Genomic DNA, 21,602 nt, shown 5'->3' on the forward strand with positions numbered 1-21,602 from the left:
CTGGAGGAACCTCATGAGGAAGATCACCGCGGGGCTGTTCATCTCGCTCGACGGCGTCGTCGAGGCGCCCGACCAGTGGCACTTCCCGTACTTCAACGACGAGATGGGCGCGGCCGTCGGTGCGACCTTCGGTACGGCCGACACCATGCTGTTCGGCCGTACGACCTACGACAGCTTCGCCGGGGCGTGGCCCGAGCGGGAGGCCGCCGGCGGTGAGGACGCCGGGTTCGCGAAGCAGCTCGGTGACGTGCGGAAGATCGTCGCTTCCAGGCGGAAGCTCGCGTTCACCTGGCGGAACTCCGAGCAGTTGGAGGGGGACCTCGTGGAGACCGTCACCGCGCTGAAGAACGAGGAGGGCGGGGACATCGCCCTCAGCGGGTCCGTCTCGGTCGTACGGCAGCTTCTGGGCGCGGGGTTGTTGGACGAGCTGCATCTGCTCGTGCATCCGATTGCCGTGCGGAAGGGGATGCGGTTGTTCGAGGAGGGTGACTCCTCGATTCCGCTGAAGTTGATTTCTTCGAAGACGTTTCAGACGGGGGTTGTGAGCCTGGTCTATGGGCCGGAGGGTGTGGCCGGGGCCGGTACGTATGAGGAGGCCAAGGGTCATCTTCCTCAGGGGGAGTAGGGGTAGGGCGGTTGTCGGGTGCGGGTGGGTGGAGTGCTGGTTGCGCAGTTCCCCGCGCCCCTAAAGGCCAAAAGCCAAAAGCCAGGGGCGCCGCCCCGCTTTTCAGGGGCGCGAGGAACCGCGCACCCAGCCCTCACCCACCCGCACCGTCATGACATCCCCCGCCCCAGCACCACCGTCCCCGACGAGCAGAACCAGCCGCCCGTTCCTGAGGCGACCGCCAGGTCGGGGAGGTGGCCGTCGGGGCGGTGGACCTGGCGGGGGCCCGCCTCGCCGCGGAGTTGGCGGACCGCTTCGACGAGGAGGAACAGTCCCCGCATGCCGGGGTGCTGGGCCGACAGGCCACCCCCGTCCGTGTTGACCGGGAAGTCGCCGCCGACGACCTTCAGGCGGCCCTTCGCCACGAACTCACCCCCCTCGCCCTTCTCGCAGAAGCCGAGGTCCTCCAGCGTCACGAGGGTCATGTAGGTGAAGGCGTCGTAGATCTCGGCGAAGTCGATGTCCTGCGGAGCAACTCCCGCCCGCCGGAAGGCGGTTCGGCCGCTCACCGCAGCCGGTGACACCGTGAAGTCGGGCCACTCCGACATCGTCGTGTGGGAGACGTGCTCCCCGGTGCCGAGGACCCGGACGGGAGTCGTACGGCAGTCCTGGACGTACTCCTCGGCCGCGAGCAGGACCGCCGCCCCGCCGTCGGAGCGTATGCAGCAGTGCAGTTTGGTGAAGGGGTCCGCGATCATCGGGCCCGACAGGACGTCGTCGACCGTGATGGGGTCGCGGAACATAGCGTCGGGATTCAGCGCGGCGTTGGCCCGCGCCTGCACGGCCACCGACGCCAACTGCTCCAGTGTCGTGCCGTATTCATACATGTGGCGGCGCGCGGCCATCGCGTACTTGGCGATCAGCGTGTGACCGTACGGGACTTCGAACTGCAGGGGTCCGCGCGCGCCGAACGACAGGTTGCCCGTGCGGCGGCCCGCCTTGATGTCCGCTCGGGCCGTGGACCCGTACACCAGCAGGACCGCGTTGGCGTGCCCGGCGGCGATCGCGTCCGCCGCGTGGCCCGCCATGACCTCCCAGGTGGAGCCGCCGACGGAGGTGGAGTCGACCCAGGTGGGCCGCAGGCCCAGATACTCGGCCACCTCGACCGGCGCCAGCGTGCCGAGCCCCGCCGAGGCGAAGCCGTCGATCACCGTGCGGTCCAGGCCCGAGTCGGCCAGGGCCCGGCGGGCGGCCTGGGCATGGAGCGCGTACGGCGTCGCCTCGTCCACCCGGCCGCAGTCGGAGAGGGACACCCCGACGACCGCCACCTTCCGCTGAGTCATGAATCTGACGGTACATCAGATCCGGTGGGCTTCGGCAGGGTGCAACAGGGCGTCACGCCTCTGTGCATCTGGCCGCCACCGCTCTAACATGACGCGCCGTCAGATGCGAAGGAGTGTGCTGCCCATGGACGCCACCTTCACCGCGGAGCAGGAAGAGATCCGCCGCACCCTCCGTGAGCTCCTCCTCAAACGCTGTGGCCCGGAGGAGGTCAGGACCGCCGTGCAGACTGCGGACGGGTACGACCCCGCCCTCTGGGAAACCCTGGCGCAGCAACTCGGGCTGCCCGGACTCGCGTTGCCCGAGGCGTACGGAGGAGTCGGCTGCTCCGTCACCGAACTCGCCCTCGCCAGTGAGGAGTTGGGGCGGAGTCTTGCCCCCTCACCCCTTCTCGCCACGGCCGTGCTCGGCGCGCCCCTGCTGCTGGCCCTCGGGAGCGAGGATCAGCGGGCCGCGCTGCTGCCCCGTATCTCCTCCGGCGAACTCACCGCCGCCCTCGCGGTGCCGGGCGCGAGCCTGACCACCGCCCTCGGGCTGACCGGCGACAACCGCGGTGACTGGGCGGGCGGCGGACGCGCGGGCGGCGTACAGGCGCGGCAGACCGACGGCGGGTGGCGGCTGTACGGGCAGGCCGACCAGGTGCTCGACGGCCACAGCGCGGGCCTGCTGCTCGTGGCCGCGCACACCGGGGGCTTCGCCCGCTCGCGGACTCTCCTCTTTCTTGTGCGGAGCCCTCTCGAACGGGACGGTTCCGGGAGTGCGGGGGTGACCCGCGTGCGGCTCACCTCCCTCGACGAGACGCGGTCGCAGGCGCGGATCCAACTGCGGGACGTGGAAGCCGAGTTGCTGGGCGACGACGAATCCGCCGATGTGGATGTGGCCGGGGTGCTCGCCGGCGTCGGTGACTCGGCCGCCGCCGTCCTCGCCGCGGAGGCCGTCGGCGCTGCCGACCGCGTACTGGAGCGGACCGTCGAATACGTCAAGCAGCGCGAGCAGTTCGGGCGCGCGATCGGGTCCTTCCAGGCCGTGAAGCACCGGCTCGCCGACCTCTACGTACAGGTGCAGGCGGCACGTTCGGCGGCGTACTACGCGGCCTGGGCGACGGGCGCCGGGGAGGAACGGGTGGGCGGGCTCGCGCTGGCGCAGGCGCTGGAGGCGCTGCGGATCACCTCCTCCGAGGCCGTGCAGCTGCACGGCGGCATCGGGTTCACCTGGGAGCACGAGGCGCATCTGTACTTCAAGCGGGCGGCAGGCGACGAGCTGCTCTTCGGGCCGGTGCACCGGCTGCGGGAGCACGCGGCGGACGCGGCCCGGCTGTTCGGCGGCGGGGAGGTGGCGGTCTGATGGGCGCCGGAGTAGGAGTTCGGATCGTGCAGAGGGTGTCCTCGACACCCGCCTTCGCGAAGGTCGCGCCGCATCTCATCCCCGCAATGGACCGAGCCGTCCACCGGCTCACCCGCGGAAAAGTCCTGCTCAGCGCCCAGATGCTGCCCGGCGTCATCCTGACCGCGCGCGGCGCGAAGAGCGGACTGCCCAGGCGTACGCCACTCGCCTGCATGCCGGAAGGAGGAAAGGGGAGGGAAGGCACGAGCTGGATTCTGATCGGGTCCAACTTCGGGCGTACCGACCACCCCGCCTGGACCGCCAACCTCCTCGCCCATCCCGACGCGGAGGTCAACTGGAAGGGCAGGGACATCCCCGTCACCGCGCAGCTTCTGCGGGGCGAGGAGCGGGACACGGTCTGGAAGGCGCTGCTGGAGTTCTGGCCGCCGTACGCGACGTACCAGGCGCGAGTGGAGCGGGAGATCCGGCTGTTCCGGATCGTCCGGCGCGAGGCACCCGGAACTTCCGGAACTTCCGGAACTTCCGAGAGTTCCGGGAGCGCGACAGGCGGCAGCCCACCTGAGTGAACTGCCGCCTGTGTGACAGGACTTGTGCCTGGAAGACCCGGCGTCCGGCGCGGGGTGCGGCGGACTACTTGGTCGGCTTCTTGCCGGTCACACCCAGATGCACCAACAGGGCGAGGTTCGGCTTCAGTTCGGCCTGCTTCACGCCCCAGGACTGGAAGCCCTTCTGGTGCGAGGCCACCGCCGCGAGCATCGCGACGAGGGAACCCGCCATCGCGGCCGGGCTGACGTCCTTGTCGACCTTGCCCTTCGCCTGAAGCTCCTTGACCGTGTCCGTGAGGGAGTTGTTCACGGAGTTCAGGATCTTCATACGGATCTTGTAGAAACGTTTGTCGCCCTCGGCGGCGCCCAGGTCGACGACTCGGAGGATGGCGTCGTTTTTGCGCCAGAACTCCAGGAAGCCGTCGACGAGTTCCTGTGCGGTCTGCCAGCCGGCCTTGCCGACCCAGGAGCGCCCTTCGAGGAGTTCGGTCAACCCGGCGCCCTCCGCCGCCATTTGCTCTGCAATCTCCAGGACGGCGCCCTCGACGTCCGGGAAGTACTGATAGAAGGTCGCCGGTGAAGTGCCCGCCTTCCGCGCGACGTCGATGACTTTGACGTCGCGGTAGGGCGAGGAGCTGAGCATCTCGCTGAGGCAGTCGAGCAGCTTCTGCCGCGTCGCCTGCCCGCGCCGACCGGCCACACGGCCGTCGACGGTACGCACTTGTCCTGTCATGCCGTCAGCTTACCGAGGGGTGATCGGAGCGCGATTCGGCCGACTGCAAATGGGGTGCGCGGGCCTTCGGAGCGGGCGTGCAGGCGGGGTGCCGCTCGCTCTGCGGGATGCGTGAAAGGCCGTTAGCTTGGCCGCATGGCTGGATCTGAAGGCTCTGCCGCTTTCGCCGAGGGCGTCCCCTGCTGGATCGACGCCCAGCTTCCGGACGTCGAGGCGGGCAAGCGCTTCTACGGCGAGCTGTTCGGGTGGACCTTCGAGCCCTTCGACAAGACGGAGGAGGCGACCGGGCCCTCCACGGGCGCCCCGCGCTCCTCGGTGGCGCCGGGCGACCCGGGCTCACCGGGCTCCCTGGAGTCCCCGGCCCCCGCGGCCTACGCGGGCCCCAGCCCGTACGCGGGCTCCGTACGGGCGCACCTCGACGGCGAGCCCGTGGCGGCCCTCGTGCCGAAGCGGGACGGGCGGATGCCCACCGTGTGGACGGTGTACTTCGCCACCCCGGACGCCGAGGACCTGGCCGAGCGGATCCGGGAGGCGGGCGGCCAGGTGATCACGGCACCGGTGCCGGTGGGCCCGTACGGCACGATGGCGCTCGCCGCCGACCCCGAGAGCGCGGTCTTCGGGCTCTGGGAGGGCGGTACGCTCCCCGGCTTCGGCAGGCGGCACGGGCCCGGCTCCTTCAGCTGGGTCGAGCTGTACGCCCGGGACACGGCCGTCGCCGACTCCTTCTACACCGGTCTCTTCCACGACGCCCTCTTCGGCCCCGGCACCACCCGCGACTTCGGCCGGGTCCTGGTCACCGAGGCCTTCCCGGCCGAGATGCCGCCCCACTTCCTCGTCCACTTCGGGGTGGACGATTGCGAGGCCCTCCTCGGCACGGTCGTGCGGCTCGGCGGACGGGTCCAGACGCCGCCTTTCGACACCTCGTACGGGCGCGTGGCGGTCGTCACGGACAACCAGGGGGCGTCCTTTGCCCTGCTGCAAACTTGAAATTCGCGGTGCTTCGGTACTGAAGGGCGTACGAACGGCGTGCGCAAAGCTGCGAAAGGCGTCGAAAAACACCGGGCGGCGTTGAAAAGCAAGGCGGGCACGGGTCTTTTGTCACGAGACGCGCTGAGACATCCCGATTCGGGCCCGGGTTCGCAACCGGAGCCGCGGCCAGGAAGAATCGGGGTGCGTGCCGCCGGAGAGGCTCGGTGGTGAGACGCTGCGCAGTGGCTGAAGCTGCGGATGGAACGGTGGCTGGAAGCGCGGCCGCGTACGGGGAGGTGGCAGGCAAGTGGTGGATCAGCTGACACAGCACGATCCGCGGCGGATCGGGCCGTTCGAGGTGCTGGGACGGCTGGGAGCCGGCGGCATGGGGCTGGTCTATCTCGCGCGCTCGGCCTCGGGCCGGCGGGTGGCGATCAAGACGGTCAGGACGGAGCTCGCCGAGGACCAGCTGTTCCGGGTCCGCTTCTCGCGCGAGGTGGAGGCGGCCCGCGCCGTCTCCGGCTTCTACACGGCCGCCGTGGTCGACGCCGACGCGCGCGCCGCCGTGCCCTGGCTGGCCACCGCCTATGTGCCCGCGCCCTCCCTCGAAGAGATAGTGACCGAGTGCGGGCCGCTGCCGGCCCAGGCGGTCCGCTGGCTCGCGGCGGGCGTCGCGGAGGCCCTGCAGTCCATCCACGGGGCCGGTCTCGTCCACCGCGACCTGAAACCGTCGAACGTCCTCGTCGTGGAGGACGGGCCGCGCGTCATCGACTTCGGTATCGCCTCCGGGGTGTCGAACACACGTCTGACGATGACCAACGTCGCCGTCGGCACCCCCGCCTACATGTCGCCCGAGCAGGCGAAGGACTCCCGCAGCGTGACCGGCGCGAGCGACGTCTTCTCGCTCGGCTCGATGCTCGTCTTCGCCGCCACCGGCCACGCGCCCTTCCACGGCGCGAACCCCGTCGAGACCGTCTTCATGCTCCTGCGGGAGGGCCCGGACCTCGAAGGCCTCCCGGACGAGCTGCGCCCGCTCATCGAGTCCTGTATGCAGATGGAGGCGACGGGCCGCCCCAACCCGGCCGACCTCCAGGCCCAGCTCGCACCCCACCTCTTCGGCTCCGGCTCCGACGACAGCGGTACGGCGTCCGCGTGGCTGCCCGAGCGGGCCGTGGGCCTGATCGAACAGCGCCGCGGGGGCCGCCCGGCGGCCAAGCCGTCCTCCGGCCGCAGCGGCGGACGTGGCGCCCCCGTGGTGCCGCCCCCGCCGCCCCACGACCCGCCGCCCGTCCCGGTCGGCGCCGGTACGGGCCGGCACGGCGGCGCGCCCGACACCGGGCCCGTACGCCTCGCGGGCGCCCAGGTGCCCATCGGCCCCGGCCCGCGGGTCGCCGACGCCCGCGCCGCCGCCGTGAAGGCACCTCCTCCCGAGGCGGGCCTCGCCGCCTCCTGGTCCCGGGCGCGCCCCGGCGTGAACGGCGCCGACTCCGCCGGGCCCGTCCCGGTACCCGCGCCCGCCCCCGGCCCCGACTCCGCCACCTCCTGGCGGCCGTGGCGCTTCCGCATGTCGAACGACGTCTGGGGCACCCCCGCCGTCGCCGGCGACCTCGTCTACGTCACGTCCTTCGAGGTCCACGCCCTGGACGTGGCCACCGGGCGGCGCCGCTTCAAGACCCGGGACGTCGCCTGGTCCATGGCGGTCGCCGGCGGCCGCGTCCACGCCTCCGACGGCCCCACCCTCTTCGCCCTGGACGCCCGCGAGGGCACCGACCTGTGGCGGCTGCCGACCGACGCCTGGGTGTACTCCCTCAAGGCCGACCGCGGCACGGTCGTCACCGGCACCCGCGGCGGCGGCGTACAGGCCTGGGAGGCCGCCAACGGCCAGAAGCTCTGGGAGATCACCGGCGCCCAGACCGACTTCGAGTCGCCCGAGGCCGGACCCGCCGTCCACGACGGCACGGTCTACGTCTGGAAGGACGCCCGCCTGCGCGCCCTGGAGGCCCGCACCGGCGAGGAGCGCTGGTCGTACCCCATCGGCGACGCGGCCTCCTGCGGCGGCGTGCCCGTCCGCATCACCCAGGCCGACGACGGATACGTGTACGTGTCCGCCGGCACCCGGGTCCTCGCCATCGACGTCGCCGGCGGCCATGTCCGCTGGCACTTCGAGGCGCCCGCCGTCTTCCTCAGCCCGCCGACCTTCGCGCCGGGGCCCGCCGTCACGGGCGGCGGGATCTACCTCGCCGACTACCTCGGCACGGTGTACGCGCTCGACGCCACCGACGGACGCGACCGGTGGCGGATCGCCACGGAGGCCCGGTCCTCCCTCGACCCCGTACTCGTCTCCGCGGGGCACGTCCACGTGGGGTCCGGCAAGGGGCTCTACACCCTCGACGCCGTCACCGGTACGCCCAAGTGGCGCTTCCAGGCGGGCGGCGACGTCGTGGGCGCGCCCGCCGTCGCCGACGGACGCATCCACTTCGGTTCCACCGACCATCTCCTCTACACCCTCAAGGCCGACGACGGGCGCCTGCGCTGGAAGCTCGCGACCGGTGGAGAGATCACCGGAGCCCCCGTCGTGAAGGACGGGGTGGTCTACGCCTGCAGCAAGGACCGATGCGTGTACGCCCTCGACGCGGAAAAGGGAACGGGGACGGCCCGCGCCTGATGGCGGGCCGGGGGTTCGTTTGTGGGTGCGGGTGGGTTGTGGCTGGGGTGCGCAGTTCCCCGCGCCCCTAAAGGCCACAAGATTGCGCCGTTCCCCGCGCCCCTATGAAGTGCGGGTGGGACGTCGCTTGGTGCGCGGTTCCTCGCGCCCCTAAAAGATCAGGGGCGTAAGCCCCTCTCTTAAGTGCCCCCTACCCCTCCGGCTGCCGCCCTCCCGGCGAAGGGGTCGTGTCGGGGTTTCCGATCGCAGCACGACCTCTGATGGGCAACCAAAAGGTGCTGGATGACACAGCTGCGATCGGATGCCCCGTCGCGGCCCCGACCCAACGACGAACGGCAGGCGCATCTTTTAGGGGCGCGAGGAACCGCGCACCCAGCCCTCACCCACCCGCACCATCGAGCGTCGGTACCGCCGGATCCGGTGGAGGTACGTACACGGGCTCCGCCCAGTCCCCTCGCACCCCCCGCCCCCGCCCACGCAGGACGACAGAAGCCAGCAGCAACACCAAACCACCGCCAAAGGCGAGCCCCGTGCCGGGGCCAAGGCCATTCCCCGGCTCGCCGGAGATCACGAGACTGCCCTCGGCCTGACCCACCCGGACCAGCCACACCACGGTGAAGCCGAGGACGATCACGCCGGCCAGAGCCACCAGCAGTCGCGACCGGAGCAGCAGCCCGGCCAGCGTGATCAGCGCGGCGCCCACGAAGGGCAGGAAGAGCGAGGCGAACAGCTCCGCGGGGACATTCGTGACACCGCCTCCGGAGAACAGGTCCCCGAGACGGTAGTGCCGACCGTGACGGCCGTCGTACCAGGCACGGAAGGGGCTCCATACGGCGGCCGTCGCTCCGGCGAGAGCGAGAACGGACCCGAGCAGGTTGCGGACCATGCGCGGACCTCCGTTCCCGGGCTCTCGATGCAGACGCTACGCCCGCTCCCCGACCCCCGCCACGCGACGGCCACACACAGTGACGACCCGGCGCCGACCCGGCGCCGACAGCGGCCCGCCGCGAGAGTCAGCGGGTCCGGAACGCCCCCCGACGGCCGGCGAACAGCCCCGCCTGCGCCTCGCTCGGAAGATTCCCCATCGACACGAGATGCGGCGCGTGCGCCAAGGCAGCCGTCCGAGTCGCCTCCTTAGCCGCCCACACGGCCCGTACGGTCCCCTGTACGGCCTCGGTCGGACAGGACGCGATGACGTCCGCACACCGCACACCGGCGGCGAGCGCCTCACCGGGCGCGGTGACCTCACTGACCAGCCCCACCTCGTACGCCCGCCGCGCGGAAACCCGCTCGGCCGTGCCCATCAGCGCCATCCGGGCGACCTCCCCGAACGGCATCCGCTGCGCCAGCAGGATGGACTCGTACGCGCTGACCATCCCGTACGTCGTATGCGGATCGAAGAACGTGGCCGTCTCGTCGGCGATCACGAAGTCCGCCTCGCCGATGAGGTAGAAGGCGCCCCCGCAGGCCATCCCGTTCACGGCCACGATGACCGGCTTCCACAGGTCGCACGCCTTCGGCCCGATCGCGACGAGCGGATCGTCCACCATGTAGGGGGAGTTGGGCTGCGGAACGTCGGCGTCACGGTCGAGCCCCGTACAGAAGGCCCGCTCACCCGCACCCGTGAGCACGATCGCGCGCACGGAGTCGTCGAACCGGAACTCCCGCCATACAGAAGCCAGTTCGTCCGCCGTGCTCAGATCGATGGCATTGAGTTTTTCCGGCCGGTCGAGGGTGACGACCGCCACCCCCGTGTCCTTGTCGGCGGAGACGCGCAGAGTCATGGCCGCTCCAGTACCCAGCGCGGCAGCGGCCCGCCACCGTCCTCGCGGCCCGCGCCGCCCTCACCCTCCGCGAACACCACCTGCACCTTCGCCCCGATCCGGATCCGCTCCTGGGCAACGGAGTTGATCGGCGCCTCGGGCCCGCTGACGAGGTTCCCCACGAGCCGTATCCGCGGGGCGTCCGCCAGCTCGACGACGATCACGTTGTACGGGGCCCGCGCCGCGTAGTCGGGCAGCAGCGGCGGATGCGGGACGACGTACGACCAGACGCGCCCCTTGCCGCTCATCCTGCGCCACTCGCTGTCGAAGGAGTGGCAGTGCGGGCAGCAGGGCCGGGGCGGGAAGCGGAGTTCGCCGCAGTCGGGCTCTGCGCAGGCCTGGACGCGCAGCTCGCCGCGGGCGGCGTACTCCCAGAAGGGGGCGCCGTCGTCGTCCACGACAGGTGTCAGCATGTCGGCTCCTCGGTTCGGCGGATGCTCGGCCGGTCGGTTGCTCGGAGCACGGTCAGGTCCTCAGGAGCAGGGCGGACGTCGGTACGCCCTCGCCCGCCGTGACCAGGCAGGTGGCCGCGTCCGGAACCTGCGCGGTGCTCGTGCCCCGGAGCTGCTTCACGCCCTCGTTGATGAGGTTGAAGCCATGGACGTACGCCTCCGAGAGGCCCCCGCCGCTCGTGTTCAGCGGCAGTCGTCCGCCGATCTCCAGGGCGCCGCCCTCGGTGAACGCGCCGCCCTCGCCCCGGCCGCAGAAGCCGTAGCCCTCGAGGGAGAGCGGTATGAGGGGGGTGAACGCGTCGTAGATCTGGGCGACGTCGACGTCCTCCGGGGTGAAGTCGGAGTGTTTCCACAGATGTCGGGCCGCGGTCCAGGCCGGGCCGGTCAGCGGGTCGTCGTTCCAGTAGTTGACCATGCCGTGGTGCTGGGCGGGCAGGCCCTGGGCGGCGGAGTGGACGTACACGGGCCGTTGCCGGCAGTCGCGCGCTCGCTCGGCGGAGACGACGACGCAGGCCAACGCCCCATCGGTCTCAAGGCAGTTGTCGAAGAGGCAGAGGGGCTCGCTGATCCACCGCGAGGTCATATACATGTCCCGGGTCAGCGGGCGTTCGTACATCATCGCCGCGGGATTCTGGTTGGCCCGGTTGCGGCAGGCGAGGGCGACGTTGAAGAGGTGGTCGCGGGTGGCCCCGTACTCGTGCAGATAGCGGCGGGTGAGCATGGCGATCTCGTCGGCGGGCCGCAGGAGCCCGAAAGGCCGCGTCCACTGGGCGGGGGTGGGAAGTTGGACGGCCGTGTTCTTCCACGGGCGCGGCCCGCTGCCTCTCTTCCGTGAGCGCCAGGCGACCCCGACCGTCGCCTGCCCGGTGGCCACGGCGGCGGCCAGATGCGCGACGGTGGCGCACGAACCGCCGCCCCCGTAACCGACCTTGCTGAAGAAGGTGAGGTCGCCGAAGCCGACGGCCTTCGCCACCTCCACCTCGTCGGTCTCCTCCATCGTGTAGGAGGCGAGCGCGTCGACCTCGGCGGGGGAGATCCCGGCGTCGTCGAGGGCGGCGAGGATCGCCCGGCAGGCCAACGCCTTCTCGCTCTCCGGGAGTTGCTTGGCGAAGGGGGTCTGCCCGATCCCCACGACGGCCGTGGCGTCCTTGAGTCCTGCCCCTGTCATGGGCGCACCTCCACCGTGGTCCACGAATGCTGACAGGGCGTCAGGCTACAGCTAATCTGACGGGTAGTCAGCTAGTGGGTGTCGACCGTGGGGAGGCTCGCCGTGCGCGGTGACATGGAGTGGGGCACCATTCCCGGGCTGGTGCGGGGGGCGGCCGAGCGGTACGCCGACGTGGAGGCGGTCGTCGAGGGCCGCACCCGGGTCTCGTACGCGGAGTTGGGCGCCCGGGTGGAACGCGCGGCGGCGGCCTGTGTCGCGAACGGCGTCAACCCTGGTGACCGCGTGGCCATCTGGGCGCCCAACACCCTGGACTGGATCGTCTCCTCGCTGGGCGCGGTGTCGGCCGGCGCGGTCCTCGTCCCGCTCAACACCCGCTTCAAGGGCACGGAAGCGGCGTACATCCTCTCCCGGAGCCGGGCGAAGCTGCTGTTCGTGACGGGGACGTTCCTGGGGACGTCGTACGTGGCGTCGCTGCGCCGGGCGGCCGGTGAAGGGCCGGGTTCGGCGGGGCAGGAGCCGGACTCGGGGGCGGATTCCGCGGGTCCGCTCGCCGGGCTCCCGCATCTGGAGCAGGTGGTGGTCCTCTCGGACGACGCCCCGGCCGACTTCCGTACCTGGAAGGACTTCCTGGCCAGCGGGGACGGCGTGGACGCGGCGGACGTACGGGCCAGGGCCTCGGCGGTCGAGTCGTCGTCCCCCTCGGACATCGTCTACACCTCGGGCACGACGGGCCGTCCCAAGGGCGCGGTGATCACCCACGCGCAGACTCTGCGGGCGTACGAGGTGTGGAGCGATCTCGCGGGCCTCCGCGAGGGCGACCGCTATCTGATCGTGAACCCCTTCTTCCACACCTTCGGCTACAAGGCCGGTGTGATCGCCTGTCTGATGCGGGGCGCGACGATGATCCCGCAGCCGGTGTTCAACGTGGACACGGTCCTCGCGAACGTGGCCTCGGAGCGGATCTCCGTCCTGCCGGGCCCGCCCACCCTCCACCAGTCGCTCCTGGACCACCCGGGCCGCGACTCGTACGACCTCTCGCCCCTGCGCCTGGTGGTGACGGGCGCGGCCGTGGTGCCGTTGCGCCTGGTGGAGCGCTTGCGGGAGGAACTCGGGGTCGGCACGGTCCTGACCGCCTACGGCCTCTCCGAGGCGAGCGGAATCGTCTCGATGTGCCGACGCGGGGACGAGCCGGGCGTGATCGCGTCCACGTCGGGCCGCGCGATCCCGGGCACGGAGGTGCGGGTGGTGGACGCGGCGGGCGTCTCCGTCGCCCCCGGCGCCCAGGGCGAGGTCCTGGTCCGCGGCTTCAACGTCATGGGCGGCTACTACGAGGACGCCCGGGCCACCTCCGAGGTCCTCACCCCCGACGGCTGGCTCCGCACGGGCGATGTCGGCGTCCTGGACCCGGCCGGCAACCTCCGGATCACCGACCGCATCAAGGACATGTTCATCGTCGGCGGCTTCAACGCGTACCCGGCGGAGATAGAGCAACTCCTCGGCCTGCACCCGGACGTGGCCGACGTGGCGGTCATCGGCGTACCGGACGCGCGGCTGGGCGAGGTCGGCAGGGCCTACGTCGTGCGGCGGCCGGAAGCCGTGGCGACCGCGGACGACCTCATCGCCTGGGCCCGACGCGAGATGGCCAACTACAAGGTCCCCAGGACGGTCGAGTTCGTGGCCGAACTCCCGCGCAACGCGAGCGGGAAGGTCGTCAAGGGCGAGCTGCGGGCGCGCTGAGGGGCTGGTTCGGGAACGGGAACGGGAGTACGGGCAGACGCGCGGCCGGAGTCGTCCCGGCCGCGCGTCTGCCCGTACTCCCGCTTCCGTTCTCGTCGCGCCCCGGGTTACTCGCGGGCGGACAGCGCATGGGCGGGGGCCGTGCGCAGGGCCTGCCGGGTGGGGAGTTCGACCGTGATGAAGGCCGTGCAGATCACCGTCAGCGCGACGGCGGGGAGCAGCCACACCGGGCCCGCGGGCCACGGCCGGTCCAGGAAGCCGATGCCGAGCAGCGCGAGGGGGATCGCGGACAGCAGCAGGCCGGCGGTGAGTGCGGCGGCCCCGATCACCGCGGCCTCGCGGCGCATCATCGCGAGGATCTGGCGCGGCGTGGTGCCGTTGAGGCGGAGCGTGGCGATCTCGCCCTGCCGCTGGGCGGTGGTGGCGACGAGCTTGTTGGCGATGCTGAGGAGGAGGTAGCCGAGGAGTACGACGATGAGGGCCAGGTTGATCCAGACCGTCGGCGGGGCGTCGCTCAGGCTGTCGCCCGATCCGGTGTCGGTGGGCGCGAGGGCCAGGCCGGGGCGGGCCGCGGCGAGGGCCGTGAGGGCGCGCTGGGCCGCCTCGGTGCCGTCGGTGCGGACGAGGACGCTCTGGTCGAGGCCCGCGGTGGTGTGGCCCGCGGCGAGGTCGTGGGAGAGGGCGATCGGGCCGAAGCCGAGGCCGCGGTCGTAGACGGCGACGACCTTGGGGCTGACCCGGGTGCCGTCCCCGAGGACCAGGGTGATGCGGCTGCCGAGCCCCGAGCCGGGGGAGCGGGCGACCTCGGTGCTGACGGCGACCGTGTCGCCCTTGAGGCGCGCCAGGCTGCCGTCCCGTACGCCGAGGTCGAGGACGCCCGACGCGGCCGGGGTCAGGACCATCGCCGAGCCGGATTCGACGACCGGGTCACCGAACTGCTCGTACTCCCGGATCACGGTGGTGTCGCTGACCGGGGCCGCCGCCTCGACACCGGACGTCCTGGTGACGGCGGCGAGGGTGCCGGCGGGCAGGCCGCCGAGGCCCGGTGCGGTCAGACGCTGCTGGGCGAGGGTGCCGGTGCGGGTGTCCTGCGCGGTGGCGCTCATGACGGTCGTCTGGGCGAGGGTGTAGGTCAGGACGAACACGACCGCCATGGCCAGGGCGCTGACGACCCCCGAGAGCCGCAGCGCGTAGCCGCGGATGTTGGACACCGCGAGCCAGGTCGGCGCCGAGACGCCGGGGCGGAGCCGTCGGCCCGCCGCGTCGCCGATGCCCCGGACCAGCGCGGGTCCCGCCAGGGCCAGACCGATCGCCCCGATGATCCCGGCCATGGAGGTGGCCGTCGCGCCGAGGACCGTACGGCTCAGCAGCGGTACGACGGACAGCGTGGTCGCGGCGACGATCAGCAGCAGACCGAAGCGGGCGCGCATCTTGGACGGCGTGCGGGGTTCGCTGCGGGACTCGGCGACCGCCTCGGTGGCGGGCATGCGCGAGGTGCGCCACGCGGCGCTGCGGGCCGACACCTGCACGGCGAGACCGAGCAGCAGGACGGTGGCGAGCGCGGGCAGCGGGCTGAACGTGAGCGGCAGCGCCTCCGGGATCACCCCGCGGTCGACCAGCATGCTCCGGAACTGTCCGGCCAGCAGATAGCCGAGGCCGACTCCGGGCACGACCGCCACGGCCGCGATGATCGAGGCCTGTCCGGCCGCAAGTCGCCTGATCTGCTTGGGAGTTGCGCCGACGGCCCGCATCAGGGCCAGATCGCGGCGCTGGCCGCCGATCGACACGGCGAGCGCGCTCGCCATCACGAACCCGATGATCAGCATGATGATCCCGCCGAGCGAACTGGCCAGCAGGATCAGCAGGGAGCGGGCGGCGCCCGCGCCGGGAGAGGCGATGTCACCGCGCTCGGAGCCGGTGGAGACGATCAGGCCGGCGGGGGCGTCGGTGTCCGTGCTTGCGCTTGCGTCGGTGCCGGTGTCCGTGTTCTTGGCGGTGCCTTTGCGGGTGTCCTTGATCTTCTCGCGGGCCGCGGCGGCCACCGAGGCCTCGGTGCCGGGCTCGGTGCGCAGGGCGACCAGGTCCACGGTCCCGGCGCGCTCTCCGTCGGCGCGGCCGGACAGCCGTACGGCCGTCGGGTCGGCGAAGAGGATACCGGTGTCCGGTGCGTCGACCAGTGCCGTGACGCGGTAGGCGGCTGCGGCGCGGCCGGCCGCGACGACCTCGACCTTGTCGCCCACCTGTACTCCTGCGGTGGCGGCCGTGGCGCTGTCGAGGGCGACCTCGCCGGTGCCGGCCGGAGCGGATCCGTCGACCTTCGCGTCCACGAGGAGCTTCGTCGAGGACCAGCCGTGCCCGGCGGTCCGCGGGTCCTGGGTCGGTACGACCTGACCGTCGGCGTCGACGAGGGCGGCGGGGAAGCTGATGTCGCCGACCGCCGCGGTGACGCCCGGCAGTTGGGCCAGCTCGTCGACCAGCTCGGCCGGGACCGTGCCGCGCTCCGGGAGGGCGATCGGCAGGTCGGGGCCCGAACTGAAGCTCTGTTCGGTGGAGACCACGACCTCCGCGCCCGCCAGCCGCCCGGCGGGCAGCTGGGAGCGGAACCCGGACTCGGCCAGCACTCCGGTGCCGGTGATCAGGGCCGCTCCGCCGAGGACCGCGCACGCCACCGCCAGCAGGGCGGTGATCCGGTGTCCGGCCATCCGGACCGCGAGATGCAGCATGGTTCTAGACCTCTCCGAGCTTGACGAGACGGTCGGCCAGTTCGGGGGCGGTGGGCTGGTACAGGCGCTCGACCACCCGGCCGTCGGCCATCACCACCGCGTGGTGCGCCTGGGCGGCGGCGGCCGGGTCGTGGGTGACCATCACCACCGTCTGGCGCAGCTCGTCGACGAGTTCGCGCAGCAGGCCGAGCACCTCGTGGGCGCTGCGCAGATCCAGCGCCCCGGTCGGCTCGTCGGCGAACACGACGGCCGGCTTGGCCACCAACGCCCGTACGATCGCGGCCCGTTGCTGCTGGCCACCGGAGAGCTCGGCGGGCCGGTGCGAGAGGCGGTCGCCGAGACCGACCCGGTCGACCAGGGTCCGCAGCCACTCCCGGTCGGGGGCCCGGCCCGCCAGCCGCAGCGGCAGCGTGATGTTGTCGGCGACGCTGAGGGCGGGGACCAGGTTGTAGGACTGGAACACGAACCCGATGTGCTCGCGGCGCAGTTCGGTGCGGCGGGTCTCGTTCAGCCCGGCGATCTCCTGGCCGCCGATCCGGATGCTCCCCGAGGTGGGGGAGTCGAGACCGGCGGCGCAGTGCATGAGCGTGCTCTTGCCGGAGCCCGAGGGCCCCATCACGGCGAGGAACGTGCCGTGTTCCACGGCCAGCGACACGTCGTCGAGGGCGTGGACGCCTCCCGCGTACGTCTTGCTGACGTTCTCCAGCACGATGGCGGGAGCGGTCCGGGTCGCCGCCGGGTGGGCGGCTCCCGCGTGGACGCCGCTCATCGCCGGCCCCGCAGGTGGCGGATGACGAGCGCGGTCACGCACAGCGCGGTGACGGCGCCGCAGGCCAGGTGGACCTGGGTGGAGGCGGCGCCGTAGGAGGCCACCATGTTGCCGACGGTGCTGATGACCAGCACCAGCCACAGCGCCGTACGCACGATGTCGGCCCGCTGCACGCCGGCCCTCGTCCGGTCCGGGGTCTCGGTGCCGCCGGTGAGGCGGTAGGGGTCCATGGTCGTCATCGCTGTTTCTCTCCGAACTCGTCGCGTTCCGGGGGCCTTTGGGCGGTCCCGCTGACATGCTTCGAAGCTACGGATCAGCACCCTGTGCGGCCGAGCCAGCCAGCAGCCCGACTCGGGGTACAGCAGGCTGTACCTCTAGGCTCCTGACCGAGCCCCCGGCCTGTGAGCCAGTGAGTCAGTGAGCCTGTGAGCCGTCAGAACCGCCCGACCGCGCAAAGCCGTTGGCGAAGGTGCGAAGGTGCGAAGGCAAGAGGGGTATGAGGCAAGAGGGGTATGAGGGACGAGAGGGAAGGGAGGGGGCGGATGTCGACCTCGACCCGGCACGGTGAGCCGGTCCACGCGGACCGGCCCGGGATCAGGGCGAGCGCGATCCGGGCCGCCGAGGCCGCGGGCGCCGCGCTCGGCCAGCTCATCGGCGGGCTCGGCACCGCGATGCTCGCGCTTGCCGTGCTGTTCTGGCTGGCCGTCACCGCCGTGACGTCCGTCGTGGGCGTCGGGCTGCTCATGGCCCCCGTCGCGCTGCGCGCCCTGCACTCCCTCGCCGACCGTGAACGCCACCGGCTCGCGCGGTGGGGTCCCGAGATCATCGGCCCCGACCCGGCCCCGACCCGGCTGCGGCTCGCCCTCGTCGACCCGACCACCCGGCGGGAGCTGCGCTGGCTGGCCCGGCACGGCACGCTCGGGCTGCTGCTCGGAGTGATCGCGCTGCTGCTGCCGCTGATGGCCGTACGCGACGGGCTGTTCCCGCTGTACTGGCGCCTCATGCCGGAGAACGCGACCAGTACGTCCGTGGGGCTCGGCCAGGCCCAGGGCTGGCCCGACGCCCTGGCCGTGACCCTGCTGGGGCTCGGCTGGATCGCGATCATCCTGGGCCTCAGCCCCGCGATGGCACGGCTCCAGGCGCGTCCGGGACGCCTTCTCCTCGCGGCCGGACCCGACACCGACCTGTCCCTGCGCGTCGCGGAACTCACCGCCACCCGGGCCGCCGCCCTGGACGCCCACGCCACCGAACTGCGGCGCATCGAGCGGTCGTTGCACGACGGCACCCAGAACCGCCTCGTCACCGTCACCGTGCTGCTCGGCGCCGCCCGCCGCATGGTGGCCCGCGACCCGGCGGGCGCCGACGAACTCCTCGAACGCGCCCAGAGCGCCGCCGAGCAGGCCCTGGCCGAACTGCGCTCGGTCGCCCGGGGCATCCTGCCGCCCGTACTGGCCGACCGCGGCCTCGAAGGCGCGCTCACCGGACTCGCCGCGAGCTGCCCGGTGCCCTGCCGGATCGACGTCGAGGCGCCCGAGCGGTGCGCCGCGTCCGTGGAGGCCAGCGCGTACTTCGTGGTCGCCGAGACGCTGACCAACATCGCCAAGCACAGCGGGGCGAAGAGCGTCACCGTCACGGTCCGCAGCCGCGGCGGCCGGCTGCGGCTGGACATCACCGACGACGGCCGCGGCGGCGCCGACGAGGCGGGCGGCTCCGGGCTCACCGGCATCCGCCGCCGCATCGCGGCCCACGACGGCACCCTCGACCTGGCCAGCCCGCCCGGCGGCCCGACGACTCTCAAGGTGGACATGCCATGCGGATTGTGATCGCCGAGGACGACCCGCTGCTGCGGGAGGGACTTGCCCTGCTGCTGCGCGCCGAGGGCCTCGACGTGGTGGCCACCGCCGGAACCGCCGACGGCATCCTCGACGCCATCGACACCCACAAGCCCGACGTCGCCATCCTCGACGTACGGATGCCGCCGACGCACACCGACGAGGGGATAGTCGCGGCGGTCGAGGCGAGACGCCGCAGGCCCGATCTCGCGGTCCTCGTCCTGTCGGCGTACGTCGAGCAGTCCTTCGCCACGGATCTGCTCGCCGGCGGGGTCACCGGGCTCGGCTACATGCTCAAGGAACGGGTCGGCCGCGTCGAGGAGTTCCTCGACGCGCTCAACCGGGTCGCCGCCGGGGGCACGGCCATCGACCCGGAGGTCGTCGCCCAGCTCTTCACCCGCAGCCGCCAGGACACCCGCCTGGAACGGCTCAGCCCGCGCGAGCGCGATGTGCTCGGGCTGATGGCCGAGGGCCTGGGCAACGGCGCCATCGCCGAACGGCTCGTCGTCACGGACGGCGCCGTCCACAAGCACATCCGCAGCATCTTCGCCAAGCTCGACCTGTCGCCCGCCGACCAGGTCGACCGACGCGTCGCGGCGGTCCTGCGCTACCTCGACGACGCGCGCCGCCGCACCTGACGTACCATCACCACCCCTTGATGCCAGTGGTGTTGGCCGAGGTCGGGGCGGGTCAGGTACAGCAGGCGCTACCGGCACGGTGGGGTGGGCACCCGCTCCGAACGGCCAGGCTGCCGGATCGTGACGCGGGGCCGGAATTCCTAGGTTGGTGATCACACCGCAACGGCGGTACGACGACCGACCCGCAAGGAGCCCGCCCGCATGAAGACGAAGCTCACGTCCCGCATTGTGGCCACGACGCTGGTGACCGCCCTGGCCGGTATCGGACTGACCCTGCCGGCGGCGGGCGCGACGGGGCAGGCGGCGAGCCCGACGCACGACAAGACGCTCAACAAGTACGCCAAGACGCACGACAAGGGTCTTCAGGCGGGCGTGGAGGCGATCCTGAAGACCGGGACCGTCGGTGTCGTGGCCCAGTCGACGGGGCCGCGCGGCTCCCGGTACGCCACCGCCGGGGTGGCAGACAAGGCCACCGGCGCCGCCGCCCGCTCCGGCGACCGGTTCCGGATGGCCAGCGCCAGCAAGACGTTCGTCGCCACGGTCGTACTCCAACTCGTGGGCGAGGGACGCCTGTCGCTCGACGACACGGTGGAGCACTGGCTGCCGGGAGTGGTGTCCGGCAACGGCAACGACGGCAGCAGGATCACCGTGCGGCAGCTGCTCCAGCACACCAGCGGACTGTTCAACTACACCGCGGACCTCCCGGTGCTGGCCAGCGTGGACGAGTACCAGGCCGGCCGCTACACCACCTGGACCCTGGAGCAGCTGGTCGGCATAGCGACGGGGCACGCCCCGGACTTCGAGCCCGGCGCCAAGTGGGCGTACTCCAACACCAATTACATCCTCGCCGGGATGATCATCCAGAAGGTCACCGGGAAGAGCTGGGAGCAGCAGGTCACCAAGCGCATCATCCGCCCGCTGGGCCTGCGCGACACCTCCGCCCCGACGACGGACTCCCGGATCCCCGGCCGCCACCTGCACGGCTACTCCGACTTCGGGAAGACCGGGCCGACGATCGACACCACCCGGTTCAATCCGTCGGCGGCCGGTGCGGCCGGCGCGATGATCGGTACGACGGCCGACCTGACCCGCTTCTACCAGGCGCTCCTGGGCGGCAAGTTGCTGCGCCCGGCACAGCTCGCCGAGATGAAGACGACCGTACGGGCCGCCGACCTCGACCCCGTGTGGCCCGGCGCGCGCTACGGCCTGGGCCTGCTGCAGGTCCCGCTGACCTGCGGCGGCTCCTACTACAGCCACGCCGGCGACTTCCCCGGCTACACCACCCGCAACGGCGTCAGCCCGGACGGCCGCCGGGTCGTGGTCCTGCACGCGACCGGCGACGGCGCCTCCGACCTCTCCACCGAGCAGGCCCAGAACGACCTGATCGACGGCGAACTCTGCGCCTGAGAGCGGGGTGCCCCGGCCGCGACGACCCTCCCTCCGGGGTTGTCGCGGCCTTGTGGTGCCCGCAAGACGCAGCTTTGTGGCGCCCGCAGGACTCGCGGTGCCCGCGGGAAAAGAGTGCTCGGACCTGCAACCTCGATGCGGCCGGAACGTCTGTCCGGGTGGAGGCGCCTCCGAGCCGAGGCCTTCGCCACGGGAAACCACCCGTTGGCGGCGGCCCGTCCGAAACAGCCACGATCGACGATTCGAGGAATCACATGTCCGCAGGTCAGACTGCCCGAGGCGGCCTCCGCTCGCGTCGGCTGCGCATCGCCGTCGCAGTCACCGCTGCCGCCGCCGCGATCGGTATGGGCGGCACGTTCACCGCCCAGGCCAGCGCCGGCAACCCCGCGCCCGCCCCGGAGAAGGTCCAGCAGGTGTGGTACTCCGACGTGTGCGAGGAGCCGGAGCCGGTCGACGCGGTGCCGGACAAGGGCGAACTCCCGAAGCCCGGCTCGTACAAGGACGTCGAGATCGACGACAAGGGCCCGATCGACCTCGGCGACGGGGACTCGGTCGAAGCGGTGCCCGGCAAGGCCGAACTCTCCAAGCCCGGCTCCTACACGGACGTCACCGTCGACGACAAGGGACGGATCGACGTCCGCTCCGGGGGCCCTATCGACGCGGTGCCCGCCGACGGTGACACGTGCGCGGAGCCCGGCCCCGGCGACGACGACCCGGTCGACGCGGTCCCGGGCGACAGCGACGACGTCGCGAAGCCCGACTCCTACAGCGATGCAAAGGTCAGCGCTCCTTCGAAGCGCTGAGGGACGGTGACCCGCGGGCCCGGGGACCCGCGGGTCACCTGGGGAAACG

General features: G+C 72.0%; 19 protein-coding genes. 10 read left to right on the forward strand and 9 right to left on the reverse strand.

The genetic code is table 11. The features are described from left to right. Positions 1 to 13 precede the first annotated feature (13 nt). Positions 14 to 625 carry a dihydrofolate reductase family protein gene (locus ACN20J_RS28315; protein ID WP_419667088.1) on the forward strand — a complete coding sequence of 204 codons (612 nt, stop codon included), beginning with the start codon at positions 14 to 16 and terminating at the stop codon, positions 623 to 625. Positions 626 to 774: 149 nt separating this feature from the next. On the opposite strand, the gene ACN20J_RS28320 is transcribed toward ACN20J_RS28315, so the two are convergent. Next, positions 775 to 1,947, reverse strand: a complete 1,173-nt coding sequence (locus ACN20J_RS28320; RefSeq protein WP_419667089.1) for a thiolase C-terminal domain-containing protein — start codon at positions 1,945 to 1,947, stop codon at positions 775 to 777. 124 nt (positions 1,948 to 2,071) lie between these two features. On the opposite strand from ACN20J_RS28320, the gene ACN20J_RS28325 reads away from it, so the two are divergent. Both ACN20J_RS28325 and ACN20J_RS28330 read left to right on the forward strand, forming a co-directional pair. After that, positions 2,072 to 3,289, forward strand: coding sequence for an acyl-CoA dehydrogenase family protein (locus ACN20J_RS28325; RefSeq protein ID WP_419667090.1), 1,218 nt, complete (start codon positions 2,072 to 2,074; stop codon positions 3,287 to 3,289). After that, positions 3,289 to 3,855, forward strand: coding sequence for a nitroreductase family deazaflavin-dependent oxidoreductase (locus ACN20J_RS28330; protein WP_419667091.1), 567 nt, complete (start codon positions 3,289 to 3,291; stop codon positions 3,853 to 3,855). Before ACN20J_RS28325 ends, ACN20J_RS28330 begins: the two co-directional genes overlap by 1 nt. Positions 3,856 to 3,919: 64 nt before the next feature. Here ACN20J_RS28330 and ACN20J_RS28335 read toward each other — a convergent pair whose 3' ends face one another. Continuing rightward, on the reverse strand, positions 3,920 to 4,567 hold the full coding sequence (locus tag ACN20J_RS28335) for a TetR family transcriptional regulator (protein ID WP_079052949.1): 648 nt from the start codon (positions 4,565 to 4,567) through the stop codon (positions 3,920 to 3,922). Positions 4,568 to 4,702: 135 nt separating this feature from the next. Between ACN20J_RS28335 and ACN20J_RS28340 the strand changes: the two genes are divergently transcribed. Beyond that, positions 4,703 to 5,554 carry a VOC family protein gene (locus ACN20J_RS28340; RefSeq protein ID WP_419667092.1) on the forward strand — a complete coding sequence of 284 codons (852 nt, stop codon included), beginning with the start codon at positions 4,703 to 4,705 and terminating at the stop codon, positions 5,552 to 5,554. A gap of 289 nt (positions 5,555 to 5,843) precedes the next feature. After that, complete coding sequence (locus ACN20J_RS28345) at positions 5,844 to 8,201, forward strand: serine/threonine-protein kinase (protein WP_190229021.1); 2,358 nt, start codon at positions 5,844 to 5,846, stop codon at positions 8,199 to 8,201. A gap of 379 nt (positions 8,202 to 8,580) precedes the next feature. Here the strand turns inward: ACN20J_RS28345 and ACN20J_RS28350 are convergent, their stop codons facing one another. The 4 genes from ACN20J_RS28350 to ACN20J_RS28365 form a co-directional block, all read right to left on the reverse strand. Next, positions 8,581 to 9,087 carry a hypothetical protein gene (locus ACN20J_RS28350; RefSeq protein ID WP_419667093.1) on the reverse strand — a complete coding sequence of 169 codons (507 nt, stop codon included), beginning with the start codon at positions 9,085 to 9,087 and terminating at the stop codon, positions 8,581 to 8,583. Positions 9,088 to 9,214: 127 nt separating this feature from the next. After that, the gene (locus ACN20J_RS28355) at positions 9,215 to 9,985 is read right to left on the reverse strand and encodes an enoyl-CoA hydratase/isomerase family protein (protein WP_419667094.1); all 771 of its coding nucleotides are present in this window, start codon (positions 9,983 to 9,985) and stop codon (positions 9,215 to 9,217) included. Next, positions 9,982 to 10,437: a Zn-ribbon domain-containing OB-fold protein gene (locus tag ACN20J_RS28360; protein ID WP_189836948.1), complete on the reverse strand. Its 456-nt coding sequence runs from the start codon at positions 10,435 to 10,437 to the stop codon at positions 9,982 to 9,984. Before ACN20J_RS28360 ends, ACN20J_RS28355 begins: the two co-directional genes overlap by 4 nt. 52 nt (positions 10,438 to 10,489) lie before the next feature. Beyond that, positions 10,490 to 11,644 carry a lipid-transfer protein gene (locus tag ACN20J_RS28365; protein ID WP_189836949.1) on the reverse strand — a complete coding sequence of 385 codons (1,155 nt, stop codon included), beginning with the start codon at positions 11,642 to 11,644 and terminating at the stop codon, positions 10,490 to 10,492. 102 nt (positions 11,645 to 11,746) lie between these two features. Between ACN20J_RS28365 and ACN20J_RS28370 the strand changes: the two genes are divergently transcribed. After that, on the forward strand, positions 11,747 to 13,381 hold the full coding sequence (locus ACN20J_RS28370) for a fatty acid--CoA ligase family protein (protein WP_281402053.1): 1,635 nt from the start codon (positions 11,747 to 11,749) through the stop codon (positions 13,379 to 13,381). Between the two features lie 107 nt (positions 13,382 to 13,488). On the opposite strand, the gene ACN20J_RS28375 is transcribed toward ACN20J_RS28370, so the two are convergent. The 3 genes from ACN20J_RS28375 to ACN20J_RS28385 are packed head-to-tail and all read right to left on the reverse strand — an operon-like array spanning position 13,489 to position 17,112. Beyond that, entirely contained in the window at positions 13,489 to 16,104 is a 2,616-nt protein-coding gene (locus tag ACN20J_RS28375) for an ABC transporter permease (protein WP_190229024.1), read from the reverse strand. Between the two features lie 4 nt (positions 16,105 to 16,108). After that, positions 16,109 to 16,873 carry an ABC transporter ATP-binding protein gene (locus ACN20J_RS28380; protein WP_189836951.1) on the reverse strand — a complete coding sequence of 255 codons (765 nt, stop codon included), beginning with the start codon at positions 16,871 to 16,873 and terminating at the stop codon, positions 16,109 to 16,111. After that, positions 16,870 to 17,112, reverse strand: coding sequence for a hypothetical protein (locus ACN20J_RS28385; protein WP_189838532.1), 243 nt, complete (start codon positions 17,110 to 17,112; stop codon positions 16,870 to 16,872). The genes ACN20J_RS28380 and ACN20J_RS28385 overlap by 4 nt, the downstream gene beginning before the upstream one ends. Positions 17,113 to 17,415: 303 nt before the next feature. Between ACN20J_RS28385 and ACN20J_RS28390 the strand changes: the two genes are divergently transcribed. From ACN20J_RS28390 to ACN20J_RS28405, 4 genes are all read left to right on the forward strand, one after another. After that, the gene (locus tag ACN20J_RS28390) at positions 17,416 to 18,696 is read left to right on the forward strand and encodes a sensor histidine kinase (protein ID WP_419667095.1); all 1,281 of its coding nucleotides are present in this window, start codon (positions 17,416 to 17,418) and stop codon (positions 18,694 to 18,696) included. Next, the gene (locus tag ACN20J_RS28395; protein ID WP_190229026.1) at positions 18,684 to 19,343 is read left to right on the forward strand and encodes a response regulator transcription factor; all 660 of its coding nucleotides are present in this window, start codon (positions 18,684 to 18,686) and stop codon (positions 19,341 to 19,343) included. The genes ACN20J_RS28390 and ACN20J_RS28395 overlap by 13 nt, the downstream gene beginning before the upstream one ends. A 201-nt stretch (positions 19,344 to 19,544) precedes the next feature. Continuing rightward, on the forward strand, positions 19,545 to 20,750 hold the full coding sequence (locus ACN20J_RS28400; RefSeq protein ID WP_419667096.1) for a serine hydrolase domain-containing protein: 1,206 nt from the start codon (positions 19,545 to 19,547) through the stop codon (positions 20,748 to 20,750). 254 nt (positions 20,751 to 21,004) lie between these two features. Continuing rightward, positions 21,005 to 21,553, forward strand: a complete 549-nt coding sequence (locus ACN20J_RS28405) for a hypothetical protein (RefSeq protein WP_361922122.1) — start codon at positions 21,005 to 21,007, stop codon at positions 21,551 to 21,553. Positions 21,554 to 21,602 lie beyond the last annotated feature (49 nt).

Source organism: Streptomyces sp. 2-1, from assembly GCF_048564895.1.
In the GTDB taxonomy this organism is placed as follows: Bacteria; Actinomycetota; Actinomycetes; order Streptomycetales; family Streptomycetaceae; genus Streptomyces; species Streptomyces phaeochromogenes.